This window comes from Lysobacter capsici (assembly GCF_018732085.1).
Classification (GTDB): Bacteria; Pseudomonadota; Gammaproteobacteria; order Xanthomonadales; family Xanthomonadaceae; genus Lysobacter; species Lysobacter capsici_A.
In genome coordinates, this window is sequence record NZ_CP076103.1 from 881,095 (window position 1) to 892,928 (window position 11,834).

Here is an 11,834-nt window from a genome sequence, read left to right on the forward strand (position 1 = left end):
GTTGCGCGGCTTGCGGCCCTCACCCCGGCCCTCTCCCGCGGGGCGGGAGAGGGAGCTAAGCGCGGTTTCGTGTTGCGATTATTTTTTGCTGTCGGCCTGCGCCGGCACCGAGGCGATCCAGCGATCGATGCGCAGCTCCAGTTCGTTCAAGGGCAATGCGCCGCCGCCGAGGACCTGGTCGTGGAACGCGCGGATGTCGAACTGTTTGCCGAGTCTGGCTTCGGCGCGCGCGCGCAGTTCGCGGATCTTCAACTGCCCCATCTTGTAGGCCAGCGCCTGTCCGGGCCAGGCGATGTAGCGATCGGCTTCGGACTGGATGTTGGGTTCTTCCATGTCGGAGTGATCGCGCATCCACTGCACCATCTGCTCGCGGCTCCAGCGCTTGTGATGCACGCCGGTGTCGAGCACCAGGCGGTTGGCGCGAATCAGTTCCTCGGACAGGCGGCCGAAATCGCTGTACGGGTCCTGGTAGAAACCGATCTCCTTGCCGAGTTCTTCCGAATACAGGCCCCAGCCTTCCATGAAGGCGGTCTGGCCGGTCAGGGTGCGGAATTTCGGCAGCGCCGGCAGGTCGCGCGCGATCGACAATTGCAGATGATGGCCGGGCACGCCTTCGTGATAGGCGACCGCTTCGATCCGGGTCAGCAGGCGCTTTTCCGGCTCGCCGGTGTTGACCGTGATCAGGCCCGGGCGCTTGCCGTCCGGCGTGCCGGGCATGTACTGCGCGGCCGAGGCTTCCTTCTCGCGCCACGCCTCGACCGACTGCACCTGCACCTTGGTGGTCGGCAGCTTGCCGAACAGTTCGGGCAGGCGCTTGTCCATCTGCGCCAGATAGTCGCGGTACAACTGCAGGATCTGCTCGCGCGAGCTGGCGTGGCGTTTGGGATCGGCGGCGACCGCGCTGCGCATGGTCTTGAGGTCGGCGTAGCCCAGGCGCTTGGCGATTTCGGTCTGGGCCTTTTCGATCCGCGCCACTTCGCTCAGGCCGAGCTGGTGGATCTGCTCGGGCGGCACGTCCAGCGAGGTGAACTGTTCGATCGAGAACCGGTACAGCGCCTCGCCGTTGGGCACCGCCCACACGCCGTATTCCTTGCGGCCCTTGGGCGCGTACTCCTTGCTGACGAACTCGGCCAGGCGGCGATAGGCCGGGCGCACTTCGTCGTTGACCGCGGCGAGGATCTGCTTGCGCAGGCGCTCGCGTTCGGCCGCCGGCACGCTGTCGGGGAACTTCTTCAGCGAGCCGGCGAACACGTTGTCCTCGCCGGCGCTGTCGGCGATGCCGTTGCATTGCGCGGCGACCTTCTCCAGCAGGTACGAGGGCTGCATCAGCCCGTCCTTGGCGCCCTGGCGGGCGACTTGCGTGACCTGCTCCAGGATGCGCGGGATCTCGTGCAGGCGCTTGAGGTAATCGTCGTACTGCTGGGTGTCGTTGAACGGGAACGACTTGACCATGATGGTCAGGAACAGATGCGTGCCGTTGAACTGGTCCAGCGGCATTTCATGGAACTTGAGCGCATAGCCGCGCAGATCGTCCTCGAGCCACAGCAGCATCAGCCGGTGGTTGAGCAGGTCGCTTTCAGGAAAGCCGCGGGTGTCGACCGCCTTGAAGCGGGCGAGCAATTCCTTCGTATCGCGGTTGTGTTTGGCCGCGCCGGCCAGCGAGAAATCGCCCCAGGCGGCGTTGTAGCGGTAGTCGCCGAAGAAGCTGGCCTGTTCGGGCTGCTCGCGCATCAGGCTTTCCCACTGCTCGTCGATCAGCGCGTTGAAGGCTTTCAGGCGCGCGGCGACATCACTGGCCTGCGCGGCGTCAGCGATGGTGGCGTCTGCGTCTGCGTCTGCGTCTGCGGTCGCGGTGGCGGGCGCGGCCTGCGCGGCCGACAGCAGCGTGGCGCCGAACAGCGCGGCGGACAGGACGGTCGACAATGCCGTGCGCGACAGCGAACGGCGCTCAACGCGGTGGGCGGACGAAGGGCTCATGAAGGGGCTCCGTGTGGCGTTTGGGGGCAAAACGAGGGCGTGTTGCCCCGATCCCGTCCGGCGCGAAGCCGGACGGGGCATAAGGTCATGGATACGGCGAGCGCGGCATCGGTGGCGCAGCTTGCCTGAGTCACCCCTCGCGGGCTGCTGACATTTGCGAGCCGCGAGAGGTGACGTTAGTAACGCGCGAAGCGGAGATTCAGGCCGATCGCGTCGCCAGCGCCGGCGGCACCATCGCCGCGCGCTTGGCCGGGCCGTACACCGCGATCTGGCCCAGCGCCCACAGGCACAGCGCGCCCAAGGGCAGATACAGCGCGGGCAGGCGCGGCAACTCGTAGTACTTCATCAAGGCCAGATTGATCGCGAACGCCATCGCCATGCCGAGCACGATGCCGATGCTGGTCAGCAGGAAGTTCTCGGTCTGGAAGTAACGCAGGATCTGGCCGCGGGTCGCGCCCAGCGCGCGGCGCACGCCGATCTGGCGGGTGCGTTGCTGGACCCAGAAACTGGCCAGGCCGATGATGCCGAGCGCGGTGACGATCAACAGGGCGATGCACACCGCGCTGAGCAGCCAGATCATCGAGCGATCGGTCTGGTAGAACTTGTCGGCCATGTCCTCGACCCGCGCGTTCCTCGCGCTGAGGATGCGCACCGGCCCGTTCTTGACCAGCGCCTCGCCGGCGCTCTTGAGCACCTGATCGCGCTGCGCGGGGTCCACTCGCAGCAGATAGATGCCGGCGTCGTAGCCCATCTCGATCGGGAAGATCACCGAGAAATCGCCCATACCCGGCTTGATCCAGTCGTTGGGACGCAGCAGGTGTTCGACCACGCCGACCACGCGGGTGGGTTCATCGCCCCAGGAATAGAACACCTTGCCGACCGGGTCCTGGCCGGGGTAGAGCTTGTCGGCCAGGGCGCGGGTGATGATCGCCGACGGCACCGCGACGTTCGCGCCGGGCTCGCGCAACTTGGCGTAACTGATCATCTCGTCGGCATTGAAGTCGCGACCGGCGACCAGCTTCAGCCCCAGGGTCTTCACGAATTGCGCATCGCCCAGGTAGGTGGACACGCTGGCGCTCGCGATCTTCTGGTCCGAGGTGAGGTTGACGCCGCTGTTCCAGGACGAATCGCCGTAACGCACCTGGTTGGCGATGCTCACCGACTTGACCCCCGGCAGCGAACGCAGCAACGCGAGGTCCGAACGGGTCAGCGCTTCGTTGTCGCCTTGTTCGTTGATGCCGCGCACTCCCACGCGCAGCAGTTCGTTCTCGACCATGCCGCTGGGGCTGTTCATGCGCGCGATGCGGCTCTGGATCAGGAACACGGCGTTGCAGATGATCGCGCAGGTCAGCGCGACTTCGAACACGATCAGGGCGGCGGCGGTCTTGTGCCGGCGCAACGTGGTCAGGATGGGGCGGATGTCCATGCGTGGCCTCACTGGCTCTTGAGCTGGATGGCGGGCGTGACCTGACAGGCACGCCAGGCGGGCAATAGCCCGGCCAGTACGCTGGCGACGACGGCCAGGGCGAAGGTGGTCAACAGCATGGTCGGGTCCAATCGGGCCAGCGCGGCGTAACTGACCGGCTGTTGCCGCACCGCCCACAGGCCGAGTTGGGCGAGCACGAGGCCGAGCAGGCCGCCGGCCAGGCCGATCGTGCCGGCCTCGACCAGGCACTGGGCGAAGATCGCGCCGCGGGTCGCGCCGAGCGCGCGGCGCACGCCGATTTCGCCGGAGCGGCGCAGGAACTTGGCCAGCAGCAGGCCGACCGTGTTGAGCAGGCACACCAGCAGGAAGCCGAACGCCAGCCACACCTGCAGGCGCACGTCGCCGGGCACCGCGCGCTTGAAGTCCAGCCACTGCATCACGTTGTCGAGCTTGGGCGCGGTCGGACGTTCGAAGCGGCCGGCGGCGCGCTGCTGGGCGCTGTAGTTCTCCAGATATTGCTTGTACGCGGCGACCTTTTCCGGCGTGCCCAGTTCGACCCAGTACTGCAGCCAGGCGCACTTGGCGTTGACGCTGCGGTTGCCTTCCTTGTCGAGGTTGTTGTCGCCCCAGCAATCGATGTTGCCTTGCGGGTTCATGCGCACATCGCGCGAGGCGGTGAACGGCACGAACACTTCCTCCGGTTCGCCGAAGCCGCGTTCGCCCGAGGTCAGATCGTAGAAACTGGGCTGCGGATGCCACTCGTCGATCACCCCGACCACGCGGAATTCGGCCCGGTCCAGCCAGATCGACTTGCCGACGCTGTTGCCGCCGCCGAACAGGCGGTCGTTGAGCTTGGTGCCGATCACCGCCACCCGCGCGCGGCGTTCGTCGTCCTCGCGGCTCCAGGCGGCGCCGTACTTGAACGGCACCTGGAACATCGGGAAGAAATCGGCCGAGGTCAGGCGCGAGTCCTGGCGGAACGGCGGCAGGTTGTCGCGGCGCGGCTCGATCGCGATGTTGCCCGAGGACATCATCGCCTGGCGGTCGCCGCGCGCTTCGCGCAACAGCGTTTCGGCGTCCAGGCGGCTCATGTCGTCCTGCGGTTCGTCGCCGGGGGTGTAATTGTTCATCGCGCGCGCGTCCAGGCGCGGGTGAAACACTTGATGGCTCTTGCCCGGCAGCGGATCGCCGGAGAGCACGTAGAACACGGTCAGGGTGGTCATCGCCGCGCCGATGCCGAGCGCGATGGCGAGCACCATCAGCGCGGTCAGCACGGTGTTGCGCTTGAAGCTGCGCAAGGCGAGCTGCAAGTAATAAGCGAACTGGCTGTTGCCGGACATGCTCGCGACCTCAGGCGTGGGTGGTGTCGACGACACCGGCGGATGGTGCCTCGTCCATGGCGGTGCTCATCGGCGTGGGCGCGCGGACCAGGCTGGGCTCGGCGGTCAGGTCGGTGGCCATGCCGTCGACGATATGCACGTTGCGCTGCGCGCGCGCGGCCAGTTCCGGGTCGTGGGTGACCATGATGATGGTGGTGCCGGCGGCGTTGATCTCCTCCAGCAGTTCCATCACCCCGCGCGCCATCTGCGAATCGAGGTTGCCGGTCGGTTCGTCGGCGAGCAGCAGGCGCGGGGTGCCCGCCAGTGCGCGCGCGATCGCCGCGCGCTGCTGCTGGCCGCCGGACAGTTCGGCCGGGTAGTGCTTCATGCGCGAGCCAAGGCCGACCTGGGTCAGCGCCTGCTCGATGCGCTGCCTGCGCTCGGCCGCCGGCATGCGCCGGTAGCGCAGCGGCACGTCGCAGTTGTCGAACAAGTTGAGGTCGGGGATCAGGTTGAAGCTTTGGAAGATGAAGCCGATCTTCTGGTTGCGCAGGCGCGAGCGCGCATCGTCGGACAGGCCGCGCACGTCTTCGCCGTCGAGCTTGTACTCGCCGCCGGTAAAGGTTTCCAGCAGGCCGGCGATGTTGAGGAAGGTGGTCTTGCCCGAACCCGAAGGCCCGGTCACCGCGACGAATTCGCCGTCGCGCACATGCAGGTCCAGCGAGCGCAGCGCGTGGGTTTCGACGAGTTCGGTGCGGTAGACCTTGGTGACCTGGCGCATGTCGAGCATGAGGGTGGGTTCCTTGAACTTGTAGTGGTGCGGGTAATGAGTGTTTTGGTTTTGTCGCGGCCGCTTTGCTTTTCGCTCGTCATTCCCGCGAAGGCGGGAATCCAGAGACTTCAGAGTCATACCTCGGTTAAGCCCTGGATTCCCGCCTTCGCGGGAATGACGAGCTAAAGCAGAAGCGGGAACCGCAGGGTGTCGGTCACCCCTCAACGCACCACGAACATCGGCAGCGCGCAGGCCGCCAGGTAGCGTTGGATGCGCGGCGCGCGCCGCACCGCGGTTTCGGCATTGGCGCTGCGCGCGTCGCCGGCGTCGCGGACCTGATCGAAATCGATCAGCTGGTGCAGGCGCAGCGGCACCGCGTCGGCCAGTTCCTGCGAGCTCCACTGCGGGTTGAAAGCGTCGTTGCGGTCGGTGCGGGTGTCGGTGCTGTGGTTGGCTGCGTTCATGATCATTCTCCAGAGATACGGATGGTTTCGGCGTTGGCGAACTGGTCGCTGCCGGAGACGACGATGCGATCTCCCGGCTGCAGACCCTCGAGGATTTCCACGTTGCTCAGGCTGCTCACGCCGGTGCGGATCGCGCGCCGGGTGGCGACGCCGTTGGCGACGACATAGGCGCTGGTGCCGCCGGACTGTTCCAGGAACGGGCCGCGCTCGACCATCAGCGCGTTGCGGCGGGTGTCGAGCACGATGCGCGCGCTCAGGCGCTGGCTCTGGCGCAGGCCCGGCGGCTGCTTGTCCTTGAAGCGCAGGCGGCTGACCACTTCGCCGTTGACCACTTCGGGCGAGACCGCGGAAATCTGCGCCGCGAACGGCTGGCCGTTGCCGCTGGTGATCTGCGCCGGGATGCCGATGGCCAGATCGCGGGCGAAGCTTTCGGGCACCTTGATCTCGACTTCGAACACGCCCAGGTCGACCACGCTGAGCACCGGATCGTTGATCGCCACGTTGGCGCGCTGGGCGACCTGGACCTGCCCGACCTGGCCGTCGAACGGCGCGCGCAGGGTCAGCGCTTCGACCTGGCGCTGCGCTTCGACCGCGATCGCGCGCTGGCGATCGGCGAGCAGGCGCTTGTTGCGCGTGTCCAGGTTGGCGCTGCGGCCCTGGCGATCGATGTCGCCGCGGGCCTGGTTCAGGCCGATGTCGGCCTTCTTCAATTCGTCCTGCGCCTTGGCCACGTCGACCGCGGCCATCGCGCCGCCTTCGAAGGCGCGCTGATAGCGTTCCAGGTCGCGCTGCGCGGCGACGCGTTCGATCTGCGCCTGGTCGAGTTCCTTGCGCGCGGTGGAGCGCGCCAGTTCGCCGTCGAGTTCGGCGCGGCTGGCCTCGGCTTCCAGGCTGGCCAGGGTGGCCTGCTCCTGGGCGAGCTTGCTGCGCAACTCGGGGCTGTCGATCTCGGCCAGCACCTGGCCCTTCTTGACCACGTCGCCGGCGACGACCTTCAGATCGACCGAACCGCCGGCGATGGCGTACAGGACCGGGCTGTTGGCGGCGATGACGCGGCCGTCGGCGGCGATGTCGCGGACCAGGTCGCCGCGGGTGACCTGGGCGATGCGCAGGCGGTCGGCGCCGATCGACTGGCTGCCCGCGCTCCAGCCCGACAGCAGCCACGCGCCCGCGCCAAGGGCGATCACGCCGGCGCCGGCGCCGAGCACCCAGCGCCGGCGATTGCGGCCCTGCACGGTGGCTTCGGCGACGCGGTGATCTTGGGCGGCGGTGTCGCGGATGCTCATGGACGGTGGACTCGACAGTGGGTGCTTGCCTATACCCAAGCACAACCCGTGCCAACTTTAAGTTATTGATTTTCAAGGGCGGACACCGCCGTCCGGGTGTCCGTCCGGACGGACGCGATGTCCGCCGGACGTGCCGGCAACGAGGCCCGGATAGAATTGGGGTTCCCCCCTGTAGGAGCAGCCCCAGCATGTGCGGAATCGTCGGAGCGATCGCGGATCGCGATGTGGTACCGGTCCTGATCGATGGCCTCAAGCGCCTGGAATATCGCGGCTACGACTCGGCCGGCATCGCCGTGTTCGACGGCGCGCAACTGCGCCGCGTGCGCCGCACCGGACGGGTCAGCGAAATGGAGGGCGCCGCGCAGGCCGAAGGCTTCCGCGCACAGGTGGGCATCGGTCACACCCGCTGGGCCACCCACGGCGGCGTCACCGAAGCCAATGCGCATCCGCACATCAGCTTCGGCGAGCTGGCGGTGGTCCACAACGGCATCATCGAGAATCACGAAGAGCAGCGCGAGCGCCTGCGCGCGGCCGGTTACGCCTTCGAATCGCAGACCGATACCGAAGTCATCGCCCACCTGATCCACCACCATCAAAAGCAGGGCATGGACCTGCTGGCCGCGGTGCAGTCCGCGGTGCGCGAACTGGTCGGCGCGTATGCGATCGCCGTGGTCAGCAAGCGCGAACCCAACCGCCTGATCGCCGCGCGCATGGGCTGTCCGCTGCTGGTCGGCCTGGGCGAGGGCGAGAACTTCGTCGCCAGCGACGTGTCGGCGATCCTGCAGGCCACGCGCCGGGTGATCTTCCTGGAAGAAGGCGACACCGCCGAGGTCACCCGCGAACAGGTGCGCGTGTTCGATCAGCACGGCAAGCCGATCAGCCGCGAGGTCCACGTCTCGGACGTGTCGCTGGCGTCGCTGGAACTCGGCCCGTACCGCCACTTCATGCAGAAGGAAATCCACGAACAGCCGCGCGCGATTGCCGACACCATCGAAGCGGTGATGGACAACGGCGCGTTCTCGGCGTCGCTGTTCGGCGACAAGGCCGAATCGGTGTTCGCCGGCGTCGAGGGCGTGCAGATCCTGGCCTGCGGCACCAGTTACTACGCCGGCCTGACCGCGCGTTACTGGATCGAAGCCATCGCCGGCCTGCCGTGCCAGGTCGAGATCGCCAGCGAATACCGCTACCGCGCCGCGGTCGCCAACCCGAAGCAGTTGATCGTGACGATTTCGCAGTCCGGCGAAACCCTCGACACGATGGAAGCGCTGAAATACGCCAAGTCGCTCGGCCACGACAAGACCTTGTCGATCTGCAACGTGCCCGAGAGCGCGATCCCGCGCGCGAGCCAGTTGGTCTACTACACCCGCGCCGGCGCCGAGATCGGCGTGGCCTCGACCAAGGCCTTCACCACCCAGCTGGTGGCGTTGTTCACCCTGACCGCGACCCTGGCCAAGCTGCACGGCAAGCTGTCGCCGGAAAAGGAAGCCGAGTTCATCGACGCGCTGCGCCACCTGCCCGGCAGCGTGCAGCACGCCTTGAACCTGGAGCCGCAGATCATCGGCTGGGCCGATCGCTTCGCGCCCAAGCAGCACGCGCTGTTCCTCGGCCGCGGCGTGCATTACCCGATCGCGCTGGAAGGCGCGCTCAAGCTCAAGGAAATCTCCTATATCCACGCCGAGGCCTATCCGGCCGGCGAACTCAAGCACGGCCCGCTGGCGCTGGTCGACGCGGCCATGCCGGTGGTGGTGATCGCGCCGAAGGACAGCCTGCTGGAAAAGGTGAAGTCCAACATCCAGGAAGTGCGCGCGCGCGGCGGCGAGATGTTCGTGTTCGCCGACCTCGACAGCCACTTCGGCGAATCCGAGGCGGTGCACGTGATCCGCACCCCGCGCCACGTCGGCGTGCTATCGCCGGTGGTGCATGCGATCCCGGTGCAATTGCTGGCGTACCACGCGGCGTTGGCGCGCGGCACCGATGTCGACAAGCCGCGCAATCTGGCCAAGGCGGTAACGGTGGAATGACGCGGGCGCCGGTCGCGACTATCGGCGCTTCGAGCTGACCGATAGTTGCGTCCAGCACCTCGGTGCGGGTGGGGGCCCGCACCGATGGCGCGTACAACACGTCGGCTCGTCCATTGCGTGCTCGACATGGTGCTCATGACGAAAGGGCTCTTCGGAGCCCTTTCGTTTGATTGCCGCTGCGGTAAAAACACAGCGGCGTGCTGGCATGGCTGTTGCTGCTCAGCGATCAGCCGGCGTAATAGCCCGGCTGATCGATATCGGCGAGCAGGCTGGGGCCTTGCGGGGTCCAATCCAGCGCTTCGCGGGTGTAGGCGCTCGATACCGACATGTCTGCGCCGGCCATCATGGCGAACCAGCCGAAATGCTCGCGGTCGCGCGACTCCACGGGCAGGCCCAGGCGCTTGCCGATCGTTTCCGCGATCGCCTTGAACGCAACGGCTTCGTCGGCGACGGCGTGATAGACCGGCGAGGTCACGCCGCTCTCGAGCGCCAAGCGGTACACGCGCGCCGCATCATGGCGATACACGCCGGACCAGTGATTGCCGCCGTCGCCCAGGTACGCCGACACGCCGGTCTGTTTCGCCATGCGGACCAGAATCGGAACGAAGCCGTGATCGCCGAGGCCGTGCACCGATGGGGCGAGGCGAACGGTCGCGGCGCGCACGCCTTGTTCGGCCAGTGCGCGCGCGGCGCTCTCGGATTTTCTCGGCGAACCCGAGTTCGGCAGATCGGTTTCGTGCGCGCCGGGCGGCAGTCCCAGCAACCCCGAGGTCACCAGCAACGGCCGCGCCGACCCTTGCAGCGATGCGCCCAATGCCTCGATCACGCGCCGGTCCTGCTCGCAGTTTTCCGCGAAGCGGGAGAAGTCGTGATCGAACGCAGTGTGGACGACGGCGTCGGCCGCTTCCGCAGCGCGTTGCAAAACATCGATGTCGGCGAGCGTGCCTAGAACGGCATGAACTCCGCTCGCCGCGAGCGCGGCAGCCTTGTCTTGGCTGCGGACCAGGCCGGTCACCTGGTGTCCCGCGCCGATCAGTTCATCGACCACCGCCGAGCCGACCCAGCCAGTGGCTCCGGTTACGAATACGTGCATTGCGATCTCCAAAACGAAAGGATCAGCCAAGCCGCATCGACAGCTCGACGTCGTCGGCGAACGGAACCGACAGATAGCCGCTGCCGGGCGCGCGCACGCGCTGTAGGTAGTCCGGGCAATAGTCGGCGTTGTCGGCGACGATCATCGCGCCCGGCGCGAGATGCGGTTCGATCAGATCGAGGATGTCCGAGTACAGGGACTTGGCGCCATCGAGCAACAGCAGGTCGATCGACGGCGGCAGGTCGCGGCTCAGCGTTTGCAGCGCATCGCCCGCGCGAATCTCGATCAGGTCGCCCAGTGCGCTGGCGTCGAAATGCTCGCGCGCCTTGGCGACCTTGGACGGTTCGAATTCGCTGGTGATCACGCGTCCGCCGCCGTTGTCGCGCAGCGCCGCGGCGAGGTGCAGGGTCGAGATGCCGAACGAGGTGCCGAACTCGACGATGGTCCTGGCGTGAGTGCTGCGCGCGAGCATGTACAGCAAGGCGCCGGTTTCGCGCGAGACCGGAAGCCACAGGTCTTTCAGGCGTCCGTACAAATCCAGGTATTCGGTCTTGCTGCGCATCAGGCGTTCGCGTTCGTCGCGCGAAATGCCGCTGAAGGCCGTGCTGGTCACGGCATCGGCCTGGTCGAACAACTGCGCCAGCAACGGCGCCAGAGGGGAAGCGGTCAATGTGGTCATGGGGGTTCTCGGATCGTGGCTGAGCGCCTTGCGACGCGTCTTGAAAAATGCGACTAATTCGTCGTGTTGATAGAATACGATTGATCCATCTCATTCACTATTCGCATTTCAAAGCGAGCGTTCCAGCGCCATGACCGAACGATCAACTCCCAGGATTTCCTCGCGAAAACAGCCGAAACAGAGCCGCTCGGCTGGCCTGGTCGCGGCGGTGCTCGAAGCGGCGGCTCGCGTTTTGGCCGAGGAGGGCGCGGCCCGTTTCACCACCGCGCGGGTCGCCGAGCGCGCCGGCGTGAGCATCGGCTCGCTGTATCAATACTTCCCCAACAAGGCCGCGATCTTGTTCCGCCTGCAAACGGACGAATGGAAGCAGACCACCGACCTGCTGCGCCTGATTCTCGAGGATGCCGCGCAACCGCCGCTCGTGCGATTGCGCGCGCTGGTGCATGCCTTCGTGCGTTCGGAATGCGACGAGGCGCAGATGCGCGGCGCGCTCAACGACGCCGCGCCGCTGTATCGCGATGCGCCCGAGGCGCATTCGGCGCGCGCCCGCGGCGAAAACACTTTTCAGAAATTCATGCGCGAAGTCTTGCCCGATACATCGTCGGCGAAGCGCAAGCTCGCCGCAGATCTGATCATCACCACGCTCAGCGCGGTCGGAAAGCAATTCTCGACCACCGCGCCGACGGCCGCGCAGATCAAGGTTTACTCGGATGCGATGGCGGACATGTTCTGCGCATACATCGCAACTGTTGCGCGGGACTGAGGGTTCGGCCGGTCGATCCGGCGACCGGCAACCG

Annotated in this window: 10 protein-coding genes; 2 read left to right on the top strand and 8 right to left on the bottom strand. The window is 66.7% G+C overall.

Annotated features, from left to right (window positions below; all coding sequences use genetic code 11):
• Window positions 1-78: 78 nt before the first annotated feature.
• The 6 genes from KME82_RS03580 to KME82_RS03605 all read right to left on the bottom strand — a co-directional run bounded on the left by KME82_RS03580 (window position 79) and on the right by KME82_RS03605 (window position 7,244).
• Entirely contained in the window at window positions 79-1,977 is a 1,899-nt protein-coding gene (locus KME82_RS03580) for a DUF885 domain-containing protein (RefSeq protein ID WP_215497307.1), read from the bottom strand.
• A gap of 199 nt (window positions 1,978-2,176) precedes the next feature.
• Complete coding sequence (locus tag KME82_RS03585) at window positions 2,177-3,403, bottom strand: ABC transporter permease (protein ID WP_215497308.1); 1,227 nt, start codon at window positions 3,401-3,403, stop codon at window positions 2,177-2,179.
• A gap of 8 nt (window positions 3,404-3,411) precedes the next feature.
• On the bottom strand, window positions 3,412-4,743 hold the full coding sequence (locus KME82_RS03590; RefSeq protein ID WP_215497309.1) for an ABC transporter permease: 1,332 nt from the start codon (window positions 4,741-4,743) through the stop codon (window positions 3,412-3,414).
• A 10-nt stretch (window positions 4,744-4,753) separates the two neighbouring features.
• Window positions 4,754-5,512: an ABC transporter ATP-binding protein gene (locus tag KME82_RS03595; protein WP_215497310.1), complete on the bottom strand. Its 759-nt coding sequence runs from the start codon at window positions 5,510-5,512 to the stop codon at window positions 4,754-4,756.
• 203 nt (window positions 5,513-5,715) lie between these two features.
• Window positions 5,716-5,958, bottom strand: a complete 243-nt coding sequence (locus KME82_RS03600) for a hypothetical protein (RefSeq protein ID WP_215497311.1) — start codon at window positions 5,956-5,958, stop codon at window positions 5,716-5,718.
• A 2-nt stretch (window positions 5,959-5,960) separates the two neighbouring features.
• Complete coding sequence (locus tag KME82_RS03605) at window positions 5,961-7,244, bottom strand: efflux RND transporter periplasmic adaptor subunit (protein ID WP_215497312.1); 1,284 nt, start codon at window positions 7,242-7,244, stop codon at window positions 5,961-5,963.
• A gap of 188 nt (window positions 7,245-7,432) precedes the next feature.
• Here KME82_RS03605 and glmS point away from each other — a divergent pair, with 188 nt between their 5' ends.
• Window positions 7,433-9,265: a glutamine--fructose-6-phosphate transaminase (isomerizing) gene (glmS, locus tag KME82_RS03610; protein WP_215497313.1), complete on the top strand. Its 1,833-nt coding sequence runs from the start codon at window positions 7,433-7,435 to the stop codon at window positions 9,263-9,265.
• 226 nt (window positions 9,266-9,491) lie between these two features.
• On the opposite strand, the gene KME82_RS03615 is transcribed toward glmS, so the two are convergent.
• Together KME82_RS03615 and KME82_RS03620 are read right to left on the bottom strand one after the other, a co-directional pair.
• Window positions 9,492-10,358, bottom strand: a complete 867-nt coding sequence (locus KME82_RS03615) for an SDR family oxidoreductase (RefSeq protein ID WP_215497314.1) — start codon at window positions 10,356-10,358, stop codon at window positions 9,492-9,494.
• A 22-nt stretch (window positions 10,359-10,380) separates the two neighbouring features.
• Entirely contained in the window at window positions 10,381-11,037 is a 657-nt protein-coding gene (locus KME82_RS03620) for an O-methyltransferase (RefSeq protein WP_215497315.1), read from the bottom strand.
• A gap of 130 nt (window positions 11,038-11,167) precedes the next feature.
• On the opposite strand from KME82_RS03620, the gene KME82_RS03625 reads away from it, so the two are divergent.
• Window positions 11,168-11,800 (top strand): TetR family transcriptional regulator, encoded by a 633-nt coding sequence (locus KME82_RS03625; RefSeq protein WP_215497316.1) that lies wholly within the window; start codon window positions 11,168-11,170, stop codon window positions 11,798-11,800.
• Window positions 11,801-11,834 lie beyond the last annotated feature (34 nt).